This is a genomic window from Pseudomonas sp. Pseusp11 (assembly GCF_047304405.1).
Taxonomy (GTDB): domain Bacteria; phylum Pseudomonadota; class Gammaproteobacteria; order Pseudomonadales; family Pseudomonadaceae; genus Aquipseudomonas.
The window spans coordinates 183,163-205,670 of the sequence record NZ_JBGLZF010000002.1 but is presented as its reverse complement, the minus strand read 5'-3'; the positions used below and the strand labels follow the sequence as shown (position 1 = coordinate 205,670).

Annotated in this window: 31 protein-coding genes; 22 read left to right on the top strand and 9 right to left on the bottom strand. The window is 59.1% G+C overall.

Annotated features, from left to right (window positions below):
- Window positions 1-58: 58 nt before the first annotated feature.
- Complete coding sequence (locus ACCC96_RS02415) at window positions 59-1,636, top strand: sensor domain-containing diguanylate cyclase (RefSeq protein ID WP_413694902.1); 1,578 nt, start codon at window positions 59-61, stop codon at window positions 1,634-1,636.
- Window positions 1,637-1,638: 2 nt separating this feature from the next.
- On the opposite strand, the gene ACCC96_RS02410 is transcribed toward ACCC96_RS02415, so the two are convergent.
- Both ACCC96_RS02410 and dapA read right to left on the bottom strand, forming a co-directional pair.
- Window positions 1,639-2,034: a DUF2784 domain-containing protein gene (locus ACCC96_RS02410; RefSeq protein ID WP_413694901.1), complete on the bottom strand. Its 396-nt coding sequence runs from the start codon at window positions 2,032-2,034 to the stop codon at window positions 1,639-1,641.
- A 60-nt stretch (window positions 2,035-2,094) separates the two neighbouring features.
- Window positions 2,095-2,970, bottom strand: a complete 876-nt coding sequence (gene dapA, locus ACCC96_RS02405) for a 4-hydroxy-tetrahydrodipicolinate synthase (protein ID WP_413694900.1) — start codon at window positions 2,968-2,970, stop codon at window positions 2,095-2,097.
- A gap of 379 nt (window positions 2,971-3,349) precedes the next feature.
- On the opposite strand from dapA, the gene ACCC96_RS02400 reads away from it, so the two are divergent.
- The 5 genes from ACCC96_RS02400 to ACCC96_RS02380 all read left to right on the top strand — a co-directional run bounded on the left by ACCC96_RS02400 (window position 3,350) and on the right by ACCC96_RS02380 (window position 6,046).
- The gene (locus ACCC96_RS02400) at window positions 3,350-4,048 is read left to right on the top strand and encodes an AzlC family ABC transporter permease (protein WP_413694899.1); all 699 of its coding nucleotides are present in this window, start codon (window positions 3,350-3,352) and stop codon (window positions 4,046-4,048) included.
- Window positions 4,048-4,359, top strand: coding sequence for an AzlD domain-containing protein (locus tag ACCC96_RS02395; protein WP_162830927.1), 312 nt, complete (start codon window positions 4,048-4,050; stop codon window positions 4,357-4,359). Before ACCC96_RS02400 ends, ACCC96_RS02395 begins: the two co-directional genes overlap by 1 nt.
- A gap of 61 nt (window positions 4,360-4,420) precedes the next feature.
- A complete protein-coding gene (locus ACCC96_RS02390) occupies window positions 4,421-4,579 on the top strand; it encodes a hypothetical protein (RefSeq protein ID WP_173861163.1) in 159 nt (52 codons plus the stop codon).
- Between the two features lie 220 nt (window positions 4,580-4,799).
- Window positions 4,800-5,699: a polysaccharide deacetylase family protein gene (locus ACCC96_RS02385; protein ID WP_019649246.1), complete on the top strand. Its 900-nt coding sequence runs from the start codon at window positions 4,800-4,802 to the stop codon at window positions 5,697-5,699.
- 95 nt (window positions 5,700-5,794) lie between these two features.
- Window positions 5,795-6,046, top strand: a complete 252-nt coding sequence (locus tag ACCC96_RS02380) for a DUF1652 domain-containing protein (protein ID WP_019649245.1) — start codon at window positions 5,795-5,797, stop codon at window positions 6,044-6,046.
- Here ACCC96_RS02380 and ACCC96_RS02375 read toward each other — a convergent pair.
- Window positions 6,043-6,939: a LysR family transcriptional regulator gene (locus tag ACCC96_RS02375; protein WP_413694898.1), complete on the bottom strand. Its 897-nt coding sequence runs from the start codon at window positions 6,937-6,939 to the stop codon at window positions 6,043-6,045. The genes ACCC96_RS02380 and ACCC96_RS02375 overlap by 4 nt on opposite strands.
- Before the next feature lie 129 nt (window positions 6,940-7,068).
- On the opposite strand from ACCC96_RS02375, the gene ACCC96_RS02370 reads away from it, so the two are divergent.
- The 9 genes from ACCC96_RS02370 to ACCC96_RS02330 all read left to right on the top strand — a co-directional run bounded on the left by ACCC96_RS02370 (window position 7,069) and on the right by ACCC96_RS02330 (window position 15,237).
- Window positions 7,069-8,217, top strand: coding sequence for a muconate cycloisomerase family protein (locus ACCC96_RS02370; protein ID WP_413694897.1), 1,149 nt, complete (start codon window positions 7,069-7,071; stop codon window positions 8,215-8,217).
- A 10-nt stretch (window positions 8,218-8,227) separates the two neighbouring features.
- Complete coding sequence (gene catC, locus ACCC96_RS02365; protein ID WP_007936026.1) at window positions 8,228-8,518, top strand: muconolactone Delta-isomerase; 291 nt, start codon at window positions 8,228-8,230, stop codon at window positions 8,516-8,518.
- Window positions 8,519-8,569: 51 nt separating this feature from the next.
- Window positions 8,570-9,499, top strand: a complete 930-nt coding sequence (gene catA, locus ACCC96_RS02360; protein WP_413694896.1) for a catechol 1,2-dioxygenase — start codon at window positions 8,570-8,572, stop codon at window positions 9,497-9,499.
- Between the two features lie 113 nt (window positions 9,500-9,612).
- Window positions 9,613-10,572, top strand: a complete 960-nt coding sequence (locus tag ACCC96_RS02355) for an AraC family transcriptional regulator (RefSeq protein ID WP_019649242.1) — start codon at window positions 9,613-9,615, stop codon at window positions 10,570-10,572.
- Between the two features lie 254 nt (window positions 10,573-10,826).
- Window positions 10,827-12,191: a benzoate 1,2-dioxygenase large subunit gene (gene benA / locus ACCC96_RS02350; RefSeq protein ID WP_413694895.1), complete on the top strand. Its 1,365-nt coding sequence runs from the start codon at window positions 10,827-10,829 to the stop codon at window positions 12,189-12,191.
- On the top strand, window positions 12,188-12,676 hold the full coding sequence (gene benB / locus ACCC96_RS02345; protein ID WP_413694894.1) for a benzoate 1,2-dioxygenase small subunit: 489 nt from the start codon (window positions 12,188-12,190) through the stop codon (window positions 12,674-12,676). The genes benA and benB overlap by 4 nt, the downstream gene beginning before the upstream one ends.
- Before the next feature lie 10 nt (window positions 12,677-12,686).
- Window positions 12,687-13,700: a benzoate 1,2-dioxygenase electron transfer component BenC gene (gene benC / locus ACCC96_RS02340; protein ID WP_413694893.1), complete on the top strand. Its 1,014-nt coding sequence runs from the start codon at window positions 12,687-12,689 to the stop codon at window positions 13,698-13,700.
- A gap of 24 nt (window positions 13,701-13,724) precedes the next feature.
- Window positions 13,725-14,498 (top strand): 1,6-dihydroxycyclohexa-2,4-diene-1-carboxylate dehydrogenase, encoded by a 774-nt coding sequence (locus ACCC96_RS02335; protein WP_413694892.1) that lies wholly within the window; start codon window positions 13,725-13,727, stop codon window positions 14,496-14,498.
- A gap of 40 nt (window positions 14,499-14,538) precedes the next feature.
- The gene (locus ACCC96_RS02330) at window positions 14,539-15,237 is read left to right on the top strand and encodes an alpha/beta hydrolase (RefSeq protein ID WP_413694891.1); all 699 of its coding nucleotides are present in this window, start codon (window positions 14,539-14,541) and stop codon (window positions 15,235-15,237) included.
- Between the two features lie 3 nt (window positions 15,238-15,240).
- On the opposite strand, the gene ACCC96_RS02325 is transcribed toward ACCC96_RS02330, so the two are convergent.
- Entirely contained in the window at window positions 15,241-15,603 is a 363-nt protein-coding gene (locus ACCC96_RS02325; RefSeq protein ID WP_413694890.1) for an NUDIX hydrolase, read from the bottom strand.
- A gap of 222 nt (window positions 15,604-15,825) precedes the next feature.
- Here ACCC96_RS02325 and ACCC96_RS02320 point away from each other — a divergent pair, with 222 nt between their 5' ends.
- On the top strand, window positions 15,826-16,029 hold the full coding sequence (locus tag ACCC96_RS02320) for a hypothetical protein (RefSeq protein ID WP_007941550.1): 204 nt from the start codon (window positions 15,826-15,828) through the stop codon (window positions 16,027-16,029).
- A 50-nt stretch (window positions 16,030-16,079) separates the two neighbouring features.
- Here ACCC96_RS02320 and osmE read toward each other — a convergent pair whose 3' ends face one another.
- Window positions 16,080-16,439: an osmotically-inducible lipoprotein OsmE gene (gene osmE, locus ACCC96_RS02315; protein ID WP_413694889.1), complete on the bottom strand. Its 360-nt coding sequence runs from the start codon at window positions 16,437-16,439 to the stop codon at window positions 16,080-16,082.
- Window positions 16,440-16,450: 11 nt separating this feature from the next.
- Window positions 16,451-16,690 carry a hypothetical protein gene (locus tag ACCC96_RS02310; RefSeq protein WP_413694888.1) on the bottom strand — a complete coding sequence of 80 codons (240 nt, stop codon included), beginning with the start codon at window positions 16,688-16,690 and terminating at the stop codon, window positions 16,451-16,453.
- A 91-nt stretch (window positions 16,691-16,781) separates the two neighbouring features.
- Between ACCC96_RS02310 and ACCC96_RS02305 the strand changes: the two genes are divergently transcribed.
- The 3 genes from ACCC96_RS02305 (at window position 16,782) to ACCC96_RS02295 (ending at window position 18,787) form a co-directional block, all read left to right on the top strand.
- The gene (locus ACCC96_RS02305) at window positions 16,782-18,008 is read left to right on the top strand and encodes an RtcB family protein (protein WP_413694887.1); all 1,227 of its coding nucleotides are present in this window, start codon (window positions 16,782-16,784) and stop codon (window positions 18,006-18,008) included.
- Window positions 18,009-18,107: 99 nt separating this feature from the next.
- Window positions 18,108-18,344 carry a hypothetical protein gene (locus ACCC96_RS02300; RefSeq protein ID WP_018927984.1) on the top strand — a complete coding sequence of 79 codons (237 nt, stop codon included), beginning with the start codon at window positions 18,108-18,110 and terminating at the stop codon, window positions 18,342-18,344.
- Window positions 18,345-18,451: 107 nt separating this feature from the next.
- Window positions 18,452-18,787, top strand: a complete 336-nt coding sequence (locus ACCC96_RS02295) for a hypothetical protein (protein WP_019649234.1) — start codon at window positions 18,452-18,454, stop codon at window positions 18,785-18,787.
- Between the two features lie 283 nt (window positions 18,788-19,070).
- Here ACCC96_RS02295 and ACCC96_RS02290 read toward each other — a convergent pair whose 3' ends face one another.
- Window positions 19,071-19,265: a hypothetical protein gene (locus ACCC96_RS02290; RefSeq protein WP_413694886.1), complete on the bottom strand. Its 195-nt coding sequence runs from the start codon at window positions 19,263-19,265 to the stop codon at window positions 19,071-19,073.
- Between the two features lie 178 nt (window positions 19,266-19,443).
- Between ACCC96_RS02290 and ACCC96_RS02285 the strand changes: the two genes are divergently transcribed.
- The 3 genes from ACCC96_RS02285 (at window position 19,444) to ACCC96_RS02275 (ending at window position 20,925) form a co-directional block, all read left to right on the top strand.
- Window positions 19,444-19,638, top strand: a complete 195-nt coding sequence (locus ACCC96_RS02285; RefSeq protein ID WP_019649233.1) for a hypothetical protein — start codon at window positions 19,444-19,446, stop codon at window positions 19,636-19,638.
- A gap of 342 nt (window positions 19,639-19,980) precedes the next feature.
- A complete protein-coding gene (locus tag ACCC96_RS02280) occupies window positions 19,981-20,112 on the top strand; it encodes a hypothetical protein (protein WP_256597093.1) in 132 nt (43 codons plus the stop codon).
- A gap of 237 nt (window positions 20,113-20,349) precedes the next feature.
- The gene (locus tag ACCC96_RS02275; RefSeq protein ID WP_413694885.1) at window positions 20,350-20,925 is read left to right on the top strand and encodes a hypothetical protein; all 576 of its coding nucleotides are present in this window, start codon (window positions 20,350-20,352) and stop codon (window positions 20,923-20,925) included.
- 204 nt (window positions 20,926-21,129) lie between these two features.
- Here ACCC96_RS02275 and ACCC96_RS02270 read toward each other — a convergent pair whose 3' ends face one another.
- Window positions 21,130-21,873, bottom strand: coding sequence for an anti-sigma factor family protein (locus ACCC96_RS02270; protein ID WP_413694884.1), 744 nt, complete (start codon window positions 21,871-21,873; stop codon window positions 21,130-21,132).
- Entirely contained in the window at window positions 21,866-22,378 is a 513-nt protein-coding gene (locus ACCC96_RS02265) for a sigma-70 family RNA polymerase sigma factor (protein ID WP_007941935.1), read from the bottom strand. Before ACCC96_RS02265 ends, ACCC96_RS02270 begins: the two co-directional genes overlap by 8 nt.
- Between the last annotated feature and the right edge of the window lie 130 nt (window positions 22,379-22,508).

Sequence of the window (22,508 nt, the reverse complement as noted above, 5' to 3'; positions counted from 1 at the left end):
TGGCGCTAAAAGGGCGAACGGGAAAATTCGCCATGTCATAAGGGATTCAGGGAGCGTCATGGGGCATCCGTCCGTCAAAGATCGTATTGAACACACCCGGTTCGCCACGCCTTGGGTGCCCGAGCCGGTTGAGTCGAAACTCAAGGTTCGATACGCGGTTTCTCTGCTGATTGCGGTGTGCCTGTCCTTGATGGCCATTGTGATCGGTGAAAGCTGGAACTCGCGTCAGTACCATCTGCGTGAGAGCGAAGTGGCGATGTCCAACCTGGCGCAAACCCTGGCCTCGCAGGCACAGGCATCGATCAAACAGGCCGACACGCTGCTGTTTTCCCTGGTGGACCGCCTCGAAATCGACGGCATGCAACCGGAAAAATTTCCCCGGCTGCAACGTTTGCTCCAGGCCCAGCGCAGTGAACTGACGCAGATCCATGGGCTGTTCGTGTTCGACGAAGAAGGACGCTGGCTCGCCAACGCCATTAACGTCATACCACCCAATGCCAATAATTCCGACCGTGAATATTTCATCTACCACCGTGATCATCCCGACCGCGGTCCTCATATCGGTCCGTCGATAAAAAGTCGCTCGACCGGTGAGTGGATCATGACCGTGTCACGCCGGATCAATCACGCTGATGGCCGGTTTGCCGGCGTGGTGGTGGCTTCGATCTACCTCAAGCATTTCCTGGATTTGTACAACAGTATCGACATGGGCAATAACGGGGTGATCAACCTGATCGCCGATGACGCCACCATCGTCGTTCGGCGCCCGTTCAACGAAGCCGATATCGGTACCAGCGTCGCCAAAGGACCGCTGTTTACCCAACTGTTGCCCAAGGGCGATTCCGGTACGGCAACGGTGAGGTCTTATGTGGATGGGGTGGTGCGGGTCGTGGGGTTTCGGCGGGTCGAGGGGTATCCGCTTGTCGTGTTTGCCGCGCTCGACAAGGATGAGGTCCTGGCCAGTTGGCGGCAGGAGTCGATATTCAGTGCGGGTATCGTCCTGTTGCTGCTGGGATTTCTGGGGGCTCTCGGTTATCGCCTGATCCGCCTCATGAAGCAGCAGAATCATATTCAGAACAATCTGCTGGAGACTCAGGACAAACTCATTGAGGTCAACCGCAGCCTTGAGTTGCTGGCGCTGGAGGATGCACTGACCGGGCTTTCCAACCGGCGTCAATTCGACCTGTTCATTCTCGCGGAAATGGGCCGCGCCAGGCGTAGCCAGACCCATCTTGCGCTGCTGATGATCGATGTCGACCACTTCAAGAGCTTCAATGACCACTACGGTCATTTGGCGGGTGATGAGTGTTTGCGCAGAATCAGCACGATCATCACCGAAAACATCAAGCGCCCCGGCGATCTCGCGGCGCGCTTCGGTGGTGAGGAGTTCACGGTGGTGCTGCCCGCCACCGATTATGTGGGGGCGTTTCTGGTGGCGGAAAATATCCGCCGTGCGGTTCAGCAGGCCGACATCAAACACGTTGGAGGCGTAGAAGGCGTGGTCACGGTCAGCCTGGGCGTCTGCGCCTACGACCCGGCCTCGCAAGCTCAGCCCGACGACGTCGTCGGTGCCGCGGACAAGGCGCTGTATGTGGCCAAGGCCAGTGGCCGGAACATGAGTGTTATCGCCAACTGAGTTCAACCGGAGCGGTGGTTACTGCCTGAACGGGTCGGATGCTTCCATTGCCGGAACAGCCGTGCGTAGATCAACACGTTGAGCGCCAGCACCACGCTGCCCAGCCCCAGCTGAATCGTGGGCGTCAGCCCGGCCGGATAAATGATCGGCCACACGTAATGTTCGATAAAACCGCCGCCGTAACCGGTTTGCCCGGCCGCGTGGCGCATGCGGTTTTCCCATTCGGTGAGCGGGCACGTCAGGTGGAAGACTTCCACGGTCACGCCCCATGCAGCGGCGGGCAGGTGCCACCAGATCAGGTGGCGCCATTTGAGCACCAGCAGCCCGCCGAACAGCACGAACAGAATGAACAACAAGTGAGACAGCACCAGCCCGTCGGCGGCGATCCGGTAAAACATGTCGATTCCCTGACGCGTTAGGTGAATCGCTCCATGGTACTCGGGCTGGACGCTTGTGCTCTATCGATTGCCGCCTTCAAGCGCTGCCAGTACTTCTTTCAAACGCACCGTCGTGCTTTCACTGCTGCGTTGCATTGGCGCTCGCAGCTCGTCGTGGATCAATCCTCCAAGGGCCAGGGCAGTTTTCACCGGAGCGGGATTGGGCTCGATGAACAGGCTGTGGATCAGCGGCAGCAACTGGAAGAAGGTCGTTCGGCCGGCCGCTAAGCGGTTGTCGCGAATCTGTTGATACAGCGTCACGAACAGCTCGGGATGAACATGGGCCGAGGCGGCAATCGCGCCTTTGGCGCCCAGGCATAGCGCGCCGAAGATCTGATTATCTTCGCCGCACAGCACGTCGACGTTACCGCTGGAGAGCAGCGCGAAGGTGTTGGCCGGGTTGCCGCCGCAGTCCTTGATCGCGACGATCCGCTCATGGGCGACGATCCGGAGCAGGGTCGTCTGCTCGAAGGCTATACCGGTGCGATAGGGGATGTCGTAGAGAATAATCGGGGCGCTGGACGCATCGGCGACGGTCTTGAAAAAGGCTTCGAGGCCGGCCTGGGATGGGCGGATGTAGTAGGGCGGCGGCACCAGCAAGCCCGCCAGGGGACGTTTCAGGATTTCGCTTTGAAATTGCAGCAACTCGATTTGGTTGTTGCCGGCCAGGCCCATCACCACGCGTTCTGGCGGAACCTGTTCCAGCACCGCATCGAGCACCGCCAGTTGCTCGTGTTTACCCAGCGCCGCGGCTTCCCCGGTGGTGCCGCAGACGACTATGCCATCGACGCCTTTTTCCAGCAGATGACTGACCAGCCGCCGCAATCCGGCAAAGTCGATCGCACCGTTGTGAAACGGCGTAACGATGGGAACCCAGATACCTTGAAACGATGACATGCACTTTCTCCTGAAGGTTGACCGATTTCGTCACCGTCAGAAGCGTAGAAGGAAGTCAGCAAGAGGAGAGGTGTCCGCCGCGCTCAATGTCCTGTCAGCTCATCTGACGGGACAGCGCGCCCCGGTCACATGAGCGACTGTTTCTTCGATTTAGGGGCGTGCGCAACGCAACCTTGCGCCTTGGCATTCAAGCCAATGACGACAGTGTTGAGGTTGAAAGTTGCGGACATGGTTGCTTACACCCTGAATGAGGCGCCCAGTTTTAAAAGCCGACGGGGTATTTGTCAATCGTGAAGTCGTTGCAAGTGCGCAAGATTGTTCAAGCCATCGGCCATGACTGCTGGCACAGTCTGAAGTCTTTCCCTGGTTGTAGAGCGTTATGTCCAACTTACTCATGCCGCGCACTGCATTCCTTCGTGGCGCCGCGGCCATCATGCCGTTGTCCCTGGCGACCGCGCCCTGGGGATTGCTGGCCGGTTCCATGGCCATCGAGGCCAACCTCACGCCCCTGCAAGGCCAGGGGCTGTCGAGCATCGTGTTTGCCGGCGCGGCGCAATTGGTCGCCATTGGCATGCTCAAGGGCGGTGCCGGGGTCTTTTCGATTCTGTTGACCACGTTGCTGCTGACCTCCCAGCATTTGCTGTACGGGATGAGCATGCGTTCGGTGATTTCCCCATTGCCGGGCCGCTGGCGTATCGGGCTGGGCTTTTTGCTCACCGACGAGTTGTTCGCCCTGACCAGCCAGCATGACAAACAGCAGTTCAATCGCTGGTACGCCCTCGGTGTGGGCCTGACGTTTTACATCGCCTGGAACCTCTTCACCCTGGCGGGCATTGTGCTGGGCAGCAGCATTCCGGGCCTTGAACACTTGGGACTGGACTTCTCCATCGCCGCGACCTTTATCGCCTTGATCACGCCGGTGGTGCGCAACGTTCCGACAGTGGTTTGCGTGGCAGTCTCGCTGTTCTGTTCGGTGCTGTTCAGCTATTGGCAATGGGGCTCGGCGCTGGTGCTGTCAGGATTGGCGGGCATGACCGCAGGGTTCATCTGCAACAAACTCTACGTGGGGCGCACATGATGGTCTGGGCTGTGATTATCGGGATGGGCCTGCTGGTGTTCCTGAACCGCTACGTATTTCTCGAACCTCGGCTGCCGGTGCGCTTGAGCAGCAATGCCCGGCAGTTCCTCGGTTTCGCGGTCCCGGGCATGCTCACCGCGATCTGCGGGCCGATTGTGTTCATGCCCGACAAACAGTTGAACCTGCAGTGGGACAACCCCTATCTGATCAGTTCGCTGGTGGCCGTGGGCCTGGTGCTTTACACCCGCAATACTCTGCTCAGCATGTTGTTGAGCATGGGCTTTTTCTTTTTGCTGCGCTGGTGGCTCTGAGTCGTCCGGCGTGAAACTGTTCTACGCTTAACGGATGATCCCTTGAGGGCGGGAGGTGGACATGGCCACTGAACCAAAGCGTCCGGACCTGGATGATGAGACCGATGAACCGACGGAGGAAGAAATCGAGCGGCAGAAGCGTTCGACGCCGGACTGGAAGCACCCCGACGACGGTAAAGAGCTGTCGGACCGCGACCAGGAACGCCCGCTGAAGCCCTGATCGGTTTGCACATCCCCAAAGCCCCGCCAATTGATGGCGGGGCTTTTTAGTTTTTGTAGTTTGAAATGCAATCACCTGGGGAGCGGGCGCTGGAACCAAACACTGTGTACCCTTATCCAACCTCGGCTCGCAGCGATTGGCGGGTCGATCGAAGGGATGAATGGGCGAGGGGTTTTTGCCATTAAACGTGACGGTCGCAAGGTCTGGCCCAAGGCAAAACATGAAGCAGTTGATCAAGGTTCTATCCGTATTCGCCATCGCCGTCGGCCTGTTTGGCTGTATCGCCGCACCCATTGAAATGACGCCGCAGACGCAACAGCGCCTGCGCGCGCAAGCGCCGATCCGCTTTCTGCTGACCTTCGACGACGGGCCCAGCGCGTCCGGTTTTTACAACCCGACCGCCACTGTACTCGACAGCCTGGCGCACAATCCGCTGCAACCGGACATCAAAGCCGTGTTCTTCGTGCAGACCCGAGCCTCGGGCGCCGGCGGCAGTGACGTGGGCCGCCAGCTCATGCAGCGCGAAAAGACCGAAGGTCACTTGCTGGGTTTCCACACGGCCACTCCCCACCACACCAACCATCGCTCCCTGGAGCCGGAACAACTGGAGCAATCGCTGACCAACGGCAGCGCAGACATCGCCGCGATCACTGGCACTCCACCGAACCTGGTGCGTCCGCCGTTCTGGAACTACGACAAACGCACCTTCGCCGCTTATCAGCAGCATGGCATGCACGTACTGCTGACCGACCTGAGCGCCAATGACGGCAAGATCTGGGGCTTCAACGCCAGCCCTCGGCGGCGGGCCAATATGCTGCGGCAGCTGTCGGAAGTGCGCGAGCGCATCGCCCTTGGCGAGTTGCCGACGGTGGATGGGGTGATTCCGGTGGTGGTGACCTTTCACGACCTCAACCGCTACACCGCCCGGCATGCCCGCGAATACCTGCAAATCCTCCTCGACAGTGCCAACGCCACCGGTCTGGCCACGGCGCAGAAACCGTTTTACGACGACACGGCAGCGCTACAGCGGGCGGCCATGGCGCGCACCGTCAAGCAGAGTTCCGAGCCTGTTCGTTTGCCGGGGATCTGGAATTGGATATGGGATGGAGATGCTCACTGAGCTCACTGAGCTCACTGAGCTCGCTGGCGCGTTGCGCAAGCTGAACTAATCTCAGTGGATCCAATCGGAAAACCGTCCATGGAGGGGCGTCTGTCATGGTTCCTATTGAGCAGCTTTGCCAGATTGTCGAGTCCGGTTTCAAGCCGCTCTCCTGCGAATGCACCTTGAACCAGAATGAAACCTTGCGGATCAAGGTTTTCGATCAGAGCTCCGGGCGGATTGAGTTGTTGATCACCGGCGTATCCCCCGACAAACTGATCAGTGTTCGCGATATTTCCAACCTGATCGGCGAACTTCGCACAGAAATGCGTGCCGGTCGCCGAGCGTTCGCTGGTGTCGTGGCCTAGTTTGCAGGTCTGTCGCGCGGCAGCAGTTCATCGATCATCTGCAAGCAATGATTCAACCCTGGCGATACATCGCCCACGCGCCTGCTGAGAATGATCGGCGAGATCGCGTTGTCTTCCAGCACCGGAGTGAAGCCAATGTCGTCGCGGTGCAGCAACTGCACCGAGGCCGGTACCAGCGTCACCCCGATTCCCGCCCCCACCAGACCAATCGCCGTTTGCAGCTCGTTGGTCCATTGCGCCACCTTGATGTGCACGCCACTGGCTTCGAACAATGCGATCACGTGGTCGGCGTAACTCGGACGCGGGTTGCCGGGATAGAGCACAAAGGGTTCCTTGGCCAGTTCCCGAAGGCTGATGGGCCTGGCGAGGAGCGGGTGGCCGGCGGGCAGGGCGGCGACTAGTCGATCTTCGGTGAGCACGGTCTGCAGGATGGCCGGGTCGTCGATGCGGATGCGCCCGAAGCCGACATCGATACGCCCGGCCTTGAGCGCCTGCACCTGTTGCAACGTGGTCATTTCCGAGAGCCCCAACTCCAGCGCCAGAGGCTCGCCGCTGCGCAACCGGCGAATCAGTTCCGGCAGCACGCCATAGATTGTCGAGGGCGCAAAGCCGATGCCCAGCCAGGTTTTTTCTCCCAGGCCGATCCGCCGCGTGTTGTCGCAAACCTTGCCCAGTTGTTCGAGCAGGGCGGTGGAGTGTTCATGGAAAAAACGCCCGGCGTCGGTCAACTTCAACGGTCGGCCGCGCTCCAGCAGTAGAACCCCGAGTTCGTCTTCCAGTTGCTGGATCTGCCGGCTCAGCGGCGGTTGGGCGATGTGCAGCAGTTCGGCGGCGCGGGTGAAGTTGAGGGTTTGAGCCAACACCTGAAAATACCGCAGGTGACGCAGTTCCATGGGGCCTCCGGATGTCGATCTGTTAAATACCTTTAAGGTATCGAGTCAGACCAATTCTATATTGGCTTCCCGAAAAAAGCCGTACCAGAATCGGTTCCAGAACTTTAAGAACCTGACGGGTATCGCGACATGCTTGCAACAGCCATTGAATCGATCGAGACGATCATCGTCGATCTGCCGACCATTCGCCCGCACAAGCTGGCGATGCACACCATGCAGAACCAGACCCTGGTGATCATTCGGGTGCGCTGCGCCGATGGCATTGAGGGTATCGGTGAGTCGACCACCATCGGCGGCCTGGCCTACGGCAACGAAAGCCCGGACAGCATCAAGACCAACATCGACAAACACTTCGCGCCACTGCTGATCGGCCAGGACAGCGGCAATGTGAATGCCGCGATGTTGCGCCTGGAGCGCAGCATTCGTGGCAACACCTTCGCCAAATCGGGTATCGAAAGCGCCTTGCTCGACGCCCAGGGCAAGCGCCTTGGCCTGCCGGTCAGCGAACTGTTGGGCGGACGGGTTCGCGATGCATTGCCGGTGGCCTGGACCCTGGCCAGCGGCGACACTGCCAAGGACATCGCTGAAGCGGAAAAGATGCTCGACCTGCGCCGCCACCGGATCTTCAAACTGAAAATCGGCGCTGGCGAGGTTAATCGCGACCTGGCTCACGTCATTGCGATCAAAAAAGCCTTGGGTGATCGCGCCAGCGTGCGGGTCGATGTCAATCAGGCCTGGGATGAAGCAGTCGCTCTGCGGGCCTGCCGGATCCTCGGCACCAACGGCATCGACCTGATCGAACAACCGATCTCGCGCAATAACCGCGCCGGCATGGTGCGCCTGAATGCCATGAGCCCGGCGCCGATCATGGCCGATGAATCCATCGAATGCGTGGAAGATGCCTTTAACCTGGCACGGGAAGGCGCCGCTTCGGTGTTCGCCCTGAAAATCGCCAAGAACGGCGGCCCGCGCGCGGTGCTGCGAACCGCCGCGATTGCCGAGGCGGCTGGTATCGGCCTGTACGGTGGCACCATGCTCGAAGGCGGAATCGGCACGCTGGCCTCGGCCCATGCCTTCGTCACGCTGAACACATTGAGCTGGGATACCGAGCTGTTCGGCCCGCTGCTGCTGACCGAAGACATCCTCAGCGAGCCATTGGTCTACCGCGATTTCCAACTGCACGTCCCGTCAACACCGGGGCTGGGCCTGATTCTGGATGAAGAGCGCCTGGCGTTTTTCCGTCGGGACAAAAGTTCCACTGTCGTTCATCAAGCCTGAGGAGGGCATCATGCTGTTTCACGTAAAAATGACCGTGAATTTACCGGTCGACATGAACCCGGAGCGCGCCGCTCAGCTCAAGGCCGACGAGAAAGCCCTGGCCCAGCGCCTGCAAGAGCAAGGCAAGTGGCGTCATCTGTGGCGCATCGCCGGGCTCTATGCCAATTACAGCGTGTTCGATGTCGACAGCGTTCAGGAACTGCACGACTTGCTGATGCAATTGCCGCTGTACCCGTACATGGCCATCGAGGTCAACGCGCTGTGCCGGCATCCTTCTTCCATTCGCGAGGATGACCGCTGAACCCAGCCTGTTCAGTTCGCTACGCTAATAATTACAAGATGAGGATCCACCATGAACGTCAAGATTTCCCACAACGCCAGTGTCCAGAAGTTTCTCGAAGAGGCCAGCGGCCTGCTCAACGAGGCCGGCGATCCGCGGGTCAAAGCGCTGGTTTACCGCATCCTGCGCGATTCGGTGAACATCATCGAAGACCTGGCCGTGACCCCGGAAGAATTCTGGAAAGCCGTCAATTACCTCAACGTGCTGGGCGCGCGGCAGGAGGCCGGTCTGTTGGTGGCCGGGCTCGGTCTTGAGCATTACCTCGACCTGTTGATGGATGCCGAAGACGAGCAGGCCGGCAAATCCGGCGGCACCCCGCGGACCATCGAGGGGCCGCTGTATGTGGCGGGTGCGCCGCTGTCGCAAGGCGAAGCGCGTCTCGATGACGGCGTCGATCCGGGTGTGACTCTGTTCATGCAGGGCCGGGTGTTCAACACCGCTGGCGAACCGCTGGCCGGCGCGGTGGTGGATGTCTGGCACGCCAACACCGGCGGCACCTATTCGTACTTCGACACCACCCAGTCCGAGTTCAACCTGCGTCGCCGGATCGTCACCGATGCCGAGGGCCGTTATCGCTTCCGTAGCATCGTGCCGTCGGGCTACGGCTGCCCGCCGGATGGTCCGACCCAGCAACTGCTCAATCAACTGGGCCGTCATGGCCAGCGGCCGGCGCACATTCACTTCTTCATTTCGGCACCGGATCATCGTCACCTGACCACCCAGATCAACCTCGATGGCGATCAGTACCTGCATGACGATTTCGCCTACGCCACCCGTGACGAACTGATCGCCAAGATCACCTTCAGCGACGATCCGCAGCGTGCAGCGGCCCATGGCGTGAGCGGTCGTTTTGCCGAAATCGATTTCGACTTCACCCTGCAGTCGTCCGCCCAGCCTGAGGAGCAGCAACGCCACGAGCGGGTCCGCGCACTCGAGGACTGATACCCTCGACCAGCCGAACCGGGCCACGAGATAACCGACCGTTTATCTCGTGGCCTTCTGTGTTTCGGCCCTAGAATGGCGGCGCCACTGATAACAACAATGAGAGTGAACCGATGATGCAAGCGCAATTGTTGAGTCATCGCAGCAGAGTCTTCGACCATGCCGACCCGTATGCGGTGTCGGGCTATGTCAATCAGCACGTCGGCAACCATTGCCTGCAGATGCCCAGGGCCGGCCGGCCGCTGGCCAGCCTCGATCATCGCAAGTTTGCCAGCCTTGACCTGTGCCGCATCAGTTATGGCGCCAGCGTGCGGGTTACCTCTGGCGCGCTGGACAGCATCTATCACTTGCAAGTGCTGTTGCGCGGCAATTGCCTGTGGCGTGGCCACGGTCAGGAACATTACTTCGCGCCCGGGGAGTTGCTGCTGATCAACCCGGACGATCCGGTGGATCTGACCTATTCCAGTGATTGCGAAAAATTCATCCTGAAAGTCCCCACCCGGCTATTGGAGTCGGTGTGCGAGGAGCAGCGCTGGCGGTATCCGGGGCAGGGCGTGCGGTTTCTGGAAAACCGTTATCAGCTCAATCAACTGGAAGGTTTCGTCGGCCTGCTGGCGATGATTTGCCAGGAAGCCGAGGCATCCGAGCCGATTCCTCGCGTGCAGGAGCACTATGCGCAAATCGTGGTCAGCAAGATGCTCGGCCTGATGAAAACCAACGTCATGCGCACCGACCCCGGTTCAGCCTCGGCCACGTTCGAGGCGCTGGTCGATTACATCGCCTGCAACCTCAAGCAAGACATCGACAGCGAAGAACTGGCGCGCCAGGCGCGGATGAGCCTGCGTTCGCTGTATGGGCTGTTCGAACGCAATGCGGGGGACACGCCGAAAAACTACATCCGGCAGAAGAAGCTCGAACGCATTCACGCCAACCTGAGCGACCCGACCTGCAACGTGCGCAACGTCACGGAAGTGGCCATGGATTACGGCTTCCTGCACCTGGGCCGGTTCTCCGACAGCTACCGTAAACAGTTCGGCGAATTGCCTTCGGACACCCTCAAGCGCCGTCACTGATTGCCAGGGAGGTTTGACGCATAACCTGTGGCGAGGGAGCTTGCTCCCGCTGGACTGCGCAGCAGTCCCATGCTTTACAGAGTGGGGCCGCTTCGCAGCCCAGCGGGAGCAAGCTCCCTCGCCACATTGGCAACCATCAACCACCGACCGCCCTTTGCACAAAACGGATACAGGTCTGCACCCCGCGGATAGTCCGCCCCATCCCCACGTCCTAGCATGGCCCTGCCTGAATAAAAACAATGGAGGCGGCGGCCATGTCCCTGCGACCCGAATACCTTCACTCCCTGCTTGAAGAAGACCCTGAACAGGGGATCTATCGCTGCAAGCGCGAGATGTTCACTGACCCGCGGCTGTTCGACCTCGAGATGGAACACATCTTTGAAGGCAACTGGCTGTACCTGGCGCACGAAAGCCAGATCCCCAACAACAACGATTTCTACACCACCACCATGGGGCGCCAGTCGATCTTCATCGCGCGCAACAAGGATGGCGTGTTGAACGCCTTTATCAATGCGTGCAGCCACCGCGGGGCGATGCTCTGCCGGCACAAGACCGGCAACAAGAGTTCGTACACCTGCCCGTTCCACGGCTGGACCTTCAACAACTCCGGCAAGTTGCTCAAGGTCAAGGACCCGGCGGCGGCCGGCTACCCGGCGAGCTTCAATTGCGAAGGCTCCCACGACCTGACCAAAGTCGCGCGTTTCGAGTCCTATCGCGGCTTCCTGTTCGGCAGCCTCAAGGCTGACGTGGTGCCGTTGGTTGAGCACCTGGGCGAGTCGGCGAAGATCATCGACATGATCGTCGACCAGTCCGCCGATGGCCTGGAAGTACTGCGCGGTTCCTCCAGCTACATCTACGAAGGCAACTGGAAACTTACCGCCGAGAACGGTGCCGACGGCTATCACGTCAGCTCCGTGCACTGGAACTACGCCGCCACCCAGAATCAGCGCAAACAGCGCGAAGCGGGCGAAGACATCCGCACCATGAGCGCCGGCACCTGGGCCAAGCAGGGCGGTGGTTTCTATTCCTTCGACAAGGGCCACATGCTGCTCTGGACCCGTTGGTCCAACCCCGAGGACCGTCCGCTGTACGAGCGTCGCGACGAGTTGGCCCGGGACTTCGGCCAGGCTCGCGCCGACTGGATGATCGAGAACTCGCGCAACCTGTGCCTGTACCCGAACGTGTACCTGATGGACCAGTTCAGCTCGCAGATCCGCATCGCCCGGCCGATCTCGGTCAACCGCACCGAAATCACCATTTACTGCATCGCCCCCAAAGGTGAAAGCGACCACGCCCGTTCGAGCCGCATTCGTCAGTACGAGGACTTTTTCAACGTCAGCGGCATGGCGACTCCAGACGATCTGGAAGAGTTTCGCTCCTGCCAGACGGGTTATCAGGGCAGCGTCACCACCTGGAACGACATGTCCCGTGGTGCCGAACACTGGATTGAAGGCGCCGATGACGCGGCCAGGGAAATCGACCTGCACCCGTTGCTCAGCGGGGTGCGTACCGAAGATGAAGGCCTGTTCGTGCTGCAACACAAATATTGGCAGCAGACCATGCTCAAGGCCCTGGCCGCCGAACAGTCCGACCTGATTGCAGTGGAGGCCGTGCAATGACCATGACCTATGACGCGGTGCGTGATTTTCTCTACCGCGAAGCGCGCTACCTCGACGACAAGCAATGGGACGACTGGCTGGAGTTGTACGCGCCGGACGCAACTTTCTGGATGCCGTCCTGGGACGACAACGACGAGCTGACCATCGATCCGCAGCGGGAAATCTCGCTGATCTGGTACGGCAACCGCACGGGCCTGGAAGACCGCATCTTCCGCATCAAGACCGAGCGCTCCAGCGCCAGCGTGCCGGACACCCGCACCTCGCACAACCTCAGCAACATCGAGCTGATCGAACAGGCCGAGGGCCTGTGCAAGGTGCGTTTCAACTGGCACACCCTGAGCTTTCGCTACAAGACCGTCGACAGCTATTTCGGCAGCAGTTTCTACACCCTGGATGTGCGCGGCGAGAACCCGCTGATCTTGGCCAAGAAAGTGATCCTGAAGAACGACTACGTTCGCCAGGTCATTGATGTTTACCACCTCTGAGGCGGCCGTCATGACTCATTCCATTGCGTTCAATTTCGAAGATGGCGTCACCCGGTTCATCGACGCCAACGCCGGCGAAACCGTGGCCGATGCCGCGTACCGCCAGGGCATCAATATTCCACTGGACTGCCGCGACGGCGCTTGCGGCACCTGCAAGTGTTTCGCCGAAGCCGGGCGCTACGACTTGGGCGAGGACTACATCGAAGACGCCCTCAGCGCTGACGAAGCGCAGCAGGGTTTTGTACTGACTTGCCAGATGCGAGCGCAGAGCGATTGCGTGGTGCGGGTGCCGGTTTCATCGGATGTCTGCCGTACACGTCAGGCCAGTTACGACGCGACCATCAGCGCCGTGCGTCAGCTGTCCGACAGCACCATCGCACTGTCGATCAAGGGCGAAGCCCTGAGCAAACTGGCGTTTTTGCCGGGGCAGTATGTGAACCTCGAGGTTCCTGGCAGCGAGCAGACCCGCGCGTATTCGTTCAGCTCGTTGCAGCGTGACGGCGAAGTCAGTTTCCTGATTCGCAACGTGCCCGGCGGCTTGATGAGCAGTTTCCTGACCGGCATGGCCAAGGCCGGCGACAGCATGAGCCTGGCCGGACCGTTGGGCAGTTTCTATCTGCGCGATATCCGTCGTCCATTGTTGCTGCTGGCTGGTGGCACCGGTCTGGCGCCGTTCACCGCGATGCTGGAAAAAATCGCCGAGCAGGGCAGCGAGCATCCGCTGCATTTGATCTACGGCGTGACCAACGATTTCGACCTGGTGGAAATCGATCGACTGGAAGCCTTTGCCGCACGAATCCCGAACTTCAGCTTCAGCGCCTGCGTGGCCAACCCCGACAGTCGGCACCCGCTCAAGGGCTACGTGACCCAGCACATCGAGCCACGGCATCTGAACGATGGCGACGTCGATGTCTACCTGTGCGGCCCGCCGCCGATGGTCGAAGCGGTCAGCCAGTTCATTCGCGAGCAAGGCATCGCGCCTGCGAACTTCTACTACGAGAAATTTGCCGCCAGCGCGGCCTGAGCTGCGCTGTTGTGGGAGAGATACATGAATAGATTCCAAGAAAAAATCGCGCTGATTACCGGTGCCGCCCAAGGCATCGGCCGGCGTGTGGCGGAACGCATGGCCGCCGAAGGTGCGCGGTTGATTCTGGTCGACCGCTCCGATCTGGTGTTCGAGTTGCAGAAAGAACTGGGGCGGGACAGCCAGGTGCTCGCCCTGACCGCCGACCTTGAGCAATACAGCGAATGCAGCCGCGTGATGCGCACCGCCGTCGAGCGCTTCGGGCGTCTCGATGTGTTGGTCAACAATGTCGGCGGCACGATCTGGGCCAAGCCTTTCGAGCACTATGAAGAGTCGCAGATCGAGGCCGAAGTGCGCCGTTCATTGTTCCCGACGCTGTGGTGTTGCCATGCCGCGCTGCCGTTCATGCTTGAGCAAGGCAACGGCGCCATCGTCAACGTTTCATCGATCGCCACCCGCAGCGTCAATCGCGTGCCTTACGGTGCGGCGAAGGGCGGGGTCAATGCGCTAACCGCGTGCCTGGCGTTCGAAACCGCCGGCCGTGGCGTGCGAGTCAACGCGACCGCTCCCGGTGGCACCGAAGCGCCGCCGCGGCTGATTCCGCGCAACACCGCGGAACAAAGCGCTCAGGAAAAGCTGTGGTATCAGCAGATCGTCGACCAGACCCTCGACAGCAGTTTGATGAAGCGCTACGGCACGCTGGATGAGCAAGCAAGCGCTATCCTGTTTCTGGCCAGTGAAGAAGCCTCCTACATCACCGGCATGGTCATGCCGGTCGGTGGCGGCGATTTGGGCTGACAGGTTTGCAACACACCCTCCATGAACGGGAGTCATCCTGATGAGCGATAAACCCACCATTGTCCTGGTCCATGGTTTTTGGGGCGGTGCCGCCCACTGGAACAAGGTCATCGCGCAACTGATCCACAAGGGCTACACCAACATCCGCGCGGTTGAAATACCGTTGACCTCCCTGGCCGACGACGCCGAGCGAACCCGCAAAATGGTCGCTCAGGTGCCGGGGCCGGTGCTGCTGGTGGGGCATTCCTATGGCGGTGCGGTGATTACCGAGGCCGGCGATCAACCGAACGTCGTGGGGCTGGTGTACATCGCCGCGTTTGCCCCGGACGTCGGTGAAAGCCCCGGCAGCATTACCCAACAGCACCCACCGGCAGCGGCCGCGAACCTGGCCCCCGACAGCGATGGCTATTTGTGGGTGAAGCCTGAGCTTTACCACGAAAGCTTCTGTCAGGATCTGCCGGCCATCGAAGGGTTGGTCATGGGCATCACCCAGAAAGCACCGTTGGCCAGCACTTTTGGCGACACCATCAACACGGTGGCGTGGAAGAACAAACCGTCGTGGTATCAGGTTTCTGCCTTCGACCGGATGATCGCGCCGCAAAACCAGCAATGGATGGCGACGCGGCTGAACGCCCGGGAGATTCTGACCCTGAATGCCAGCCATGCGTCGCTGGCCTCGATGCCGGTCGAGATTGCCGGGTTCATCGATAAGGCCGCGACTGCTTTGGCCAAAGCCTGAGACTTACAAGCGACGCTGAAACGCTTTGACGATTCTGAGCGTGGCGTCGCTGGTGTTCAGGTTCTGGACGGCGTCCAGCGGGTACCAGATGCAGTCGAAGATTTCATTCTGTGGCCGAGCCTCCGCCAGGTTTACGACCGACGCTTCGTAGACATGGTGGCGGGTGCTGGCCGTGTCCAGCTCCATCAAGTACAGCAGGCCGTCGACCCCAAGCCCGGTTTCTTCATAGAGCTCTCTTGTGGCCGCGCCCGCGATGGTTTCGCCGGGCTCGATTTTTCCGCCCGGCAGGGTCCAGCGCCCCCTGGGTTTGCGCACCAGGAGAATGTGCCGGTCCTGCTCGCAAATGACGGTTGCGCGTACTTTCATGGATTACCTGACTGCCGGTTGTCATAAAACAGTCATAAAAATGCAATATTCAGACCGCAATCCGCAGACGTGTCTGCTTCAAGGGTTAGAGTCGACAGGGCGGTTGAAAGTGCAATGGAATGCCGGAATCCTGACGCGACGTCTGGTCGGCACTTCAGTGAAGGTCGGGTGTAAGGTAGTTGAGTGGACCCTGGACTATCACTGCCGAAATGGAGGTGACTAATGAGCGTTCCGATGCTGACCAAAATGCACATGAACGGCTATGACGTACTCAGCGTGAACAGCGGCCCCTGGCGGGTGTGCACCAAAGGTGACCGGCTTGGATCCTTTGGCAGCCGAGAAGAAGCACTGGCCTATGCGGCTGCGCTTCCCGCCTACAGAGCCCGGTCGGGCAGATCATCGCGTAGCCACAAATCAGACAAATAGTGCGCCAGAAGCCCCGGTACGCCGGGGCTTCTCGTTATAAGGTCGTGGTCTCAGTAACCGCCGCCCATCCCGCCCGTGGTGGGGGAATACTCTCTGGCTTTTTGTTGGACACGACTCCATTCAGCACAAGTCATGAAACTTTTGTGGTCGACCTTGCCCCTGCCGTCGAAACTGACGTTGTACGGCTGCTGATGGCCCGCTTGCGTCAGTTTGTAATCGAAGCAGGTGCCAGGCTCTACCGTGCGATCGGTGATCGATAGCGGTTTGCCGCCAATCTGCTCGACCTGATCCTTGGTCATGCCGGCTTCGACCTTGGCGACCAGCGGCTGGCCCCGGTAAATTTGTGATTCGGTGTTGCAGCCACCTGTCGCCGCCAGCACGGCGATCAGCGCGCATAGAGGCTTGTTCATGGCAGCGCTCTCTAGTGAGCTTTCATTCGGGTAATGGTTTTAGCTTTCACTTCTTCAGCATAGCCCGCCAGGCGTTCTTCATCGCCCTGGAACAGCGCGCACAGCCTTAGCGTTGCCTCTGCGTCCGCATCATTGCCGGCCTGGCGCAACTGCTCGGCGATGCGCAAAAGCTCTACCGCCGACCACCGCAGATCCGACGCCACGCCTTGCAGGTCACGCCGAAGTTGCTGTTCATATTCGTTAAGCCACATGATGACCTCCTGCAATTCCCCGCTACGAAATAGTAATCCCATTTACCTCAATGGAGCGTTATGTTCGTCTGATCCAAAGAGAGTCGAAATCATGCAACAACCTGCCTACCAACTGCTGGAAGTCGCCAACGGCAAGCCCATCAAACTCTGGACCGAAGGCGTGCCGGTTGAAAGCGAAGCCCGGCAGCAACTGATCAATACCGCGAAGATGCCGTTCATCTTCAAGCACCTGGCGGTGATGCCGGACGTGCACCTGGGCAAAGGTTCCACCATCGGCAGCGTGATCCCCACCGTGGGCGCGATCATTCCGGCGGCCGTGGGCGTGGACATCGGCTGCGGCATGATTGCCGCGCGCACCTCGCTGAGCGCTGCCGATTTGCCGGACAACTTGCACGGTCTGCGCACTGCCATTGAAAAGGCCGTACCCCATGGCCGTACATTGAGCCGTGGTCGCCGTGACGAAGGCGCCTGGGAGCGCGTTCCACAGCAGGCCGATCAGGCCTGGGCGGCGCTGAACCCTCGGTTCAAGGCGATCATCGACAAGTACCCGAAACTCGCCAGCACCAACAACCGCCATCATTTGGGCACCCTCGGTACCGGTAACCACTTCATCGAGGTCTGCCTGGACGAGGCCGATCGTGTCTGGTTCATGCTGCACAGCGGTTCTCGCGGCGTGGGCAATGCCATCGGTACCCTGTTCATTCAATTGGCCCAGGCTGACATGCGCCAGCACATCGCCAACCTGCCGGACCGCGACCTGGCTTACTTCAAGGAGGGCAGCCGGCACTTCGATGACTACGTCGAAGCGGTGGGCTGGGCTCAGGACTTTGCTCGGCAGAACCGTGCCTTGATGATGCAAGCGGTGATTCACGCGGCGCGGCAAGTGATCCGCAAACCCTTCGAGGTCGCGCTGGAGGCCGTGAACTGCCACCACAATTACGTACAGAAAGAGCGGCACTTCGGTGAGGACATCCTGGTCACTCGCAAGGGCGCGGTCTCGGCGCAGAAGGGCGAACTGGGGATCATTCCCGGTTCCATGGGGGCCAAAAGTTTCATCGTGCGCGGCCTCGGCAACGAGCAATCGTTCTGTTCCTGCAGCCACGGCGCCGGTCGCACCATGAGCCGCACCAAAGCCAAAAACACCTTCACCATCGCCGACCAGATCCGCGCGACCGCTCATGTGGAATGCCGTAAGGACGCTGCGGTCATCGACGAGATTCCGATGGCCTATAAGGACATCGACAAAGTCATGTACGCCCAGCGTGATCTGGTGGAAGTGCTACACACTTTGCGACAGGTGGTGTGCGTGAAGGGCTAAGGATGGAAGGTGCTTCCACTGGTCGGGAAAATCAACGGGAGCGAACAGCTCTGCTGTCGTATTGAGATAGCGATCTATTCGCTGGGGCGAGGTATCTCAATGACGGCGACTGATGATTTCAGACACCATGCGCATGAACTGATCGCGGACCTGGATGCGGCCACCACGGAAATGATGAAGCTGATTTCAGCCCATCAGCTCAGTGGGCCGGAATGGGAACGGGTCACGAAATGGCAGCATGAAGCGTACGAGCGGTGGATGAAGTATCTGAATGCGAGTTCGTATACCGATTCCGGCTCGGGGGTCGATCCGGGGCAGGGCGAGGCCTCTGTATAGAAGCCTCTGTATAAGAAAGCTCCTTTAGAGCGGCGTAACCCCCGCGTTTGTTGGATGTCTGTCCAAGTACAGGCTACATTTCCCGTTTTTCAGGATAGAGAAGCATCATGCGGATGTTGATAGCGGGAGTAACGGTGGCTGCGTTGGCGGGCTGTTCATTGCCCGCATCCCTGGTGCCCGGTGAGCCCAATGTCAGCAAATACAGCGATAAGGCGCCCAAGGAATATGCCGGGTGTGTATTGCCGTTGTGGCGCCAGGAGATTGCGGGAACAACGCAAACCGCGATTTCCAATGGCTACCGGATTACTGCGCCGAGCGTCATCACAGCTGACGAAATTCTGGATATCGTGAAGTCGAAGGATGGCAGCCGGGTATCGCTTTACCAAGGACCGCCATGGGCCAAGTCAGGAGCGCTGCGCCAGGCTGTCCGGGATTGTCTGTAACGGCTTCTTCAGTAGATGACTCAAAAATAGTGTGGATATTTAATGAGTTACGAGATTTAGTAACCAAATGGTGAATCAAAATATCTTGTTACAGATCAATTGATTGGGTAATATTGCCCCGCGTTCACCACCACGGTTTATGCATTTTTAAAGCCCAGGCGTCCATCAGCTGCCTGGGCTTTTTTTTTGTCTGGCATTTAGGGATGGCTTACAAGCACGCTGCCGGCAGAGCGCCAGCAGCGTCGGTGATGAGGTGGGTAAGCGCTATTGCTAAAACCCGTTGTTACCCGGTCGGATCAGCTTTGCGCCGATCACTGCCAGAAGGATTGCCAGTGTTTATAAGCCTTCTCTCGACCAGGACATTTCGCAGGGCCTGGCGTGCCGAAGGATCCAGTTGATGTTCTCTCTCCTTGAGTTCAAGCAAGATGGGGCTGGACCAGCCACGATAGGTTTGCTCGGTAATACGAGTAGGCGTCATCTATCTCTCCCTTGTGAGTCGCCCGACAACACAGTGGGCGAAGTCCTGTGCGATAAAAATCCTAGTCGAGGAAACGATTTGTCGCCAGCAATTGGCAGTGCCGATTGTCCTGCGCAACGTAGGTTGTTGGTGATTCGGGCGTAAACTGAAAAGGCTACCTCATCAAAAGGAGGCGCATATGATCGCCGACCAAACGATTAGACAGGCGTCGGAGCAAAGCACTGTTTGGGACCAATATTTCTGTGCTGCGCTGATTGCCGAAAGCCATCTGACGGCACCGGTGGTAGGAGAAACCACCCACGAAGACAGGCAAAAACTGCTGATCCAAAGGGCCAAAGCGCTCGCCGACAAGATGCTTGAAAACAGAAGATAAAACGGAGCCCGGCCATTGCGCCGGGCTCTTCACTTCTCGCCCCTTTGACAGGTCACCTGGCCAGGCTGTCACTGGGTGGCGCGATGGACTGATCCGGTTTTTTTGGGCGCTGAGTTCTTTGTTCGTGGATCGTCTACAGTTGGTAATTCATGGATACGGAGATCGAACATGAAGTGCCTAATTTGTCACGCTGTCTCTAACACTGTTCATGTGGCTGAAGACTGGTCAGAAGTTGCATGCTCGGCTGGCTGTGGACGCTTCAGGGTCTCGGCCAACCTTATTAAAAAGATGAAGAGCAGGAACGAATCCTTTGACATCGAGCGCACAAGACAATGGCTAAAGATGTCCCGCAATGACGAGCCGGTGCCGCTGATATCCCGCTATGACTACAACGTTGCCTTGTTACATCGCGACACCGGGGAGAAGTCGGCCATCGCGCCGAGTCGCTCCAGGCAGCCGCTGACTTCGGATTAGATTCCGCTCGTCATTGTTGCGAACCGGGATTCTCCAGCGCCGCTCATTGAGCGGCGTTTTCGTATCCGGCGTTGCTCACGGAACAGCGCAATACGGAAAAACCTGGGGGGAGAGCAGGCGGTTCCGGATGGGTGGGTGAGCGGTTAACTTGTTGATACAAATATGAATCTGTATCATTTAGTTTCAAATCAAGGGTGCGAGGGAGTGCATTGCCCACATAAAAATAAGGTCCAGGTAATGCTCAAAATGCTACTCGTGTACGGTCATCTGATTGCCACCTGTATTGCTCTGGGGAGGGTGCTGCAGGCAGATCAAAAGCTATGGAGCTGGCGCAAGGATGTGTTGAGCCAGGTGCAACGCGAGTATCTCGACGAGACTCAAAAAATTGTCACGCTCGCGCTATTGGCTCTTTGGGGAAGTGGTTTGCTGCTGGTGCTCCAGGGTTACCTCTATGAAGGAACCGCGTATCTGCTCAATCAAAAGCTCTGGGCCAAGGTGAGTGTTGTCGCGCTGCTTAGCCTCAACGGCGCTTTGTTGCATCGGATCGGTTTTCCGCTGCTGCAGAAGGCGCCCTTTGTGTTGTTACACAGCTGCGCCCGGACTCGCCTTGCACTGTTGGGCGCTCTCTCTATGAGTGGCTGGTTATTTGCCGCATTCCTGGGGGTGGCTCGAGCGTGGAATCACGTACTGCCTTACTTGCATGTGATGGGTGCTTTTGCCGCGTTTTCGTTAGTGGCTTGTGCAGTGGCGTGGATAGTCGCCAGCACAGCGGGCGCCATGGATGATGAGTGGTCGCGCACTGGCAGTGAGTAAAACCTGATTATGCCGGACGCAGGCTGTTCAGGTTTATTCAGAATTGTGTTCGGGACACAGGGCGCAACTCTGGATAGAGTTCTCACCGCTCACCCAGCTTCGGCTCTTTACCAGGCACGGAGTGCTAGGCCTTGGTTGGGCGAGCACCCATTTTTGATTGTTCTCGACAGAGAGAATGACGGCGCACGCGAAACCGTGCTCCCTTCAGGCACCGTCCCTGAGCAACTGGCTGAACGCCTCCAGTTCACTTTTTTCCACATCGGAAACCAGCACGAAGCGCATGTGGTTGACTTGCCAGGACACCACGTTAAAGCCACGAATCGTCTGGGTCTGCCGCGGCTTGTCTGCCTCCAGCACGGGCAGGATAAACACATTGATGATGTGTTTGGCCCTCCCGTAACTCAGGGCTGCCGTGGTCTGGTGTTGCAGATAATCCAGCCGCCCGCCCAGTAATGGAAATCCCTGCGCCGAGTAATCGAATACCGGCGGCGAGAAGTCGAGTTTGCCGGTGAACCAGGGCTTCACGGTGTGACGGTCGGAGGACACCACATCGTTCAGATGCTCGCCCATCAACGAGCGGACATGGCTGGAGACAGCCTCGTCCATCAGCGGTTGCTCGCTGCCCGGCGTCATCACATAAAGCACCATCGCCAAGGCCAGCGCCGCCGCGGAAAACGTCGGTGCGAACCATTTCTGCCCGCGCTCGACGGCGCGAGTCGCGGGAGTACCTGTGGCAAACACGCTGGCCGCTAACGATACCGGCGCCGGGTAATATGGCGCCTGGCGCTTCACACTGACCTTCAGCAGTTTCACTTCATCATGCAGCCGCGCGCACTCGGGGCATGCGGCCAGATGCGCAGTCACATCCGCAGCCGTCGCAGGATCGAGTTCCTGATCCAGATAACCATGCAGCCGTGTCTGGCAAACCGTGCAGTCGAGTTCATTCATGATCGTGCAACTTCAGTAGTTCGAGCTTGAGCATCGCGCGCCCCCGGGCCAGTCTCGACATGACGGTGCCGATGGGGATATCGACCACCAAAGCGATGTCCTTGTAAGGCATGTCTTCGAGTTCTTTCAGCACAATCACCTCACGAAACACTGGCGGCAGGGCGCACAGCGCTTGCTGGATCAGCGCCGCGTTTTCCGTGTGAATAGCCAGCAATTCCGGGGTCTGGCTGTGGCTCAGTGCCCCTTCGTCATCGCCAATGTCGTCATCGAAAGCAACCCAATGGCGCCCGGCCGAGGCTTTGAGCCAGGTGTAGCTTTCGTTGCGCACGATGGTCAGAAACCAGGCCTTGGCGTTGCCATCGGCGAAACGCTGCAAAAACCTGAAGGCGCGCAGGGCGCTTTCCTGCACGACATCGCGTGCGGCGGCGTCGTTGCCAGTGAGCCAGCGCGCGAGGTTGTAAGCGGCGTCCAGATGGGGCGCAATCAGGTCCTCAAATCGCTTCATAGTGGCTTCCGCACCGTCACACCCCTATAACCGTGATGCGTCGTCTTTTATTCCCTGAAAAGAATTTGTTTTCCAACGCGGAATAAACACTCGTCCCGCAAGGTTTACCTCGTGTCAGCTACATCACTGT

Bases quoted from the DNA above. Each gene is read 5' to 3' on its own strand.
- ACCC96_RS02330 (WP_413694891.1), top strand. From the start codon at position 14,539: ATGAGCGATAAACCCACCATTGTCCTGGTCCATGGTTTTTGGGGCGGT.
- ACCC96_RS02310 (WP_413694888.1), bottom strand. From the start codon at position 16,690: ATGTGGCTTAACGAATATGAACAGCAACTTCGGCGTGACCTGCAAGGC.
- ACCC96_RS02395 (WP_162830927.1), top strand. From the start codon at position 4,048: ATGGTCTGGGCTGTGATTATCGGGATGGGCCTGCTGGTGTTCCTGAAC.
- benA (WP_413694895.1), top strand. From the start codon at position 10,827: ATGTCCCTGCGACCCGAATACCTTCACTCCCTGCTTGAAGAAGACCCT.
- ACCC96_RS02305 (WP_413694887.1), top strand. From the start codon at position 16,782: ATGCAACAACCTGCCTACCAACTGCTGGAAGTCGCCAACGGCAAGCCC.
- ACCC96_RS02265 (WP_007941935.1), bottom strand. From the start codon at position 22,378: ATGAAGCGATTTGAGGACCTGATTGCGCCCCATCTGGACGCCGCTTAC.
- benB (WP_413694894.1), top strand. From the start codon at position 12,188: ATGACCATGACCTATGACGCGGTGCGTGATTTTCTCTACCGCGAAGCG.
- benC (WP_413694893.1), top strand. From the start codon at position 12,687: ATGACTCATTCCATTGCGTTCAATTTCGAAGATGGCGTCACCCGGTTC.
- ACCC96_RS02375 (WP_413694898.1), bottom strand. From the start codon at position 6,939: ATGGAACTGCGTCACCTGCGGTATTTTCAGGTGTTGGCTCAAACCCTC.
- ACCC96_RS02270 (WP_413694884.1), bottom strand. From the start codon at position 21,873: ATGAATGAACTCGACTGCACGGTTTGCCAGACACGGCTGCATGGTTAT.
- catC (WP_007936026.1), top strand. From the start codon at position 8,228: ATGCTGTTTCACGTAAAAATGACCGTGAATTTACCGGTCGACATGAAC.
- ACCC96_RS02355 (WP_019649242.1), top strand. From the start codon at position 9,613: ATGATGCAAGCGCAATTGTTGAGTCATCGCAGCAGAGTCTTCGACCAT.
- ACCC96_RS02410 (WP_413694901.1), bottom strand. From the start codon at position 2,034: ATGTTTTACCGGATCGCCGCCGACGGGCTGGTGCTGTCTCACTTGTTG.
- dapA (WP_413694900.1), bottom strand. From the start codon at position 2,970: ATGTCATCGTTTCAAGGTATCTGGGTTCCCATCGTTACGCCGTTTCAC.
- ACCC96_RS02275 (WP_413694885.1), top strand. From the start codon at position 20,350: ATGCTCAAAATGCTACTCGTGTACGGTCATCTGATTGCCACCTGTATT.
- ACCC96_RS02400 (WP_413694899.1), top strand. From the start codon at position 3,350: ATGTCCAACTTACTCATGCCGCGCACTGCATTCCTTCGTGGCGCCGCG.
- ACCC96_RS02415 (WP_413694902.1), top strand. From the start codon at position 59: ATGGGGCATCCGTCCGTCAAAGATCGTATTGAACACACCCGGTTCGCC.
- ACCC96_RS02385 (WP_019649246.1), top strand. From the start codon at position 4,800: ATGAAGCAGTTGATCAAGGTTCTATCCGTATTCGCCATCGCCGTCGGC.
- ACCC96_RS02295 (WP_019649234.1), top strand. From the start codon at position 18,452: ATGCGGATGTTGATAGCGGGAGTAACGGTGGCTGCGTTGGCGGGCTGT.
- ACCC96_RS02320 (WP_007941550.1), top strand. From the start codon at position 15,826: ATGAGCGTTCCGATGCTGACCAAAATGCACATGAACGGCTATGACGTA.
- ACCC96_RS02370 (WP_413694897.1), top strand. From the start codon at position 7,069: ATGCTTGCAACAGCCATTGAATCGATCGAGACGATCATCGTCGATCTG.
- catA (WP_413694896.1), top strand. From the start codon at position 8,570: ATGAACGTCAAGATTTCCCACAACGCCAGTGTCCAGAAGTTTCTCGAA.
- ACCC96_RS02280 (WP_256597093.1), top strand. From the start codon at position 19,981: ATGTCCCGCAATGACGAGCCGGTGCCGCTGATATCCCGCTATGACTAC.
- ACCC96_RS02285 (WP_019649233.1), top strand. From the start codon at position 19,444: ATGATCGCCGACCAAACGATTAGACAGGCGTCGGAGCAAAGCACTGTT.
- osmE (WP_413694889.1), bottom strand. From the start codon at position 16,439: ATGAACAAGCCTCTATGCGCGCTGATCGCCGTGCTGGCGGCGACAGGT.
- ACCC96_RS02390 (WP_173861163.1), top strand. From the start codon at position 4,421: ATGGCCACTGAACCAAAGCGTCCGGACCTGGATGATGAGACCGATGAA.
- ACCC96_RS02300 (WP_018927984.1), top strand. From the start codon at position 18,108: ATGACGGCGACTGATGATTTCAGACACCATGCGCATGAACTGATCGCG.
- ACCC96_RS02380 (WP_019649245.1), top strand. From the start codon at position 5,795: ATGGTTCCTATTGAGCAGCTTTGCCAGATTGTCGAGTCCGGTTTCAAG.
- ACCC96_RS02335 (WP_413694892.1), top strand. From the start codon at position 13,725: ATGAATAGATTCCAAGAAAAAATCGCGCTGATTACCGGTGCCGCCCAA.
- ACCC96_RS02325 (WP_413694890.1), bottom strand. From the start codon at position 15,603: ATGAAAGTACGCGCAACCGTCATTTGCGAGCAGGACCGGCACATTCTC.
- ACCC96_RS02290 (WP_413694886.1), bottom strand. From the start codon at position 19,265: ATGACGCCTACTCGTATTACCGAGCAAACCTATCGTGGCTGGTCCAGC.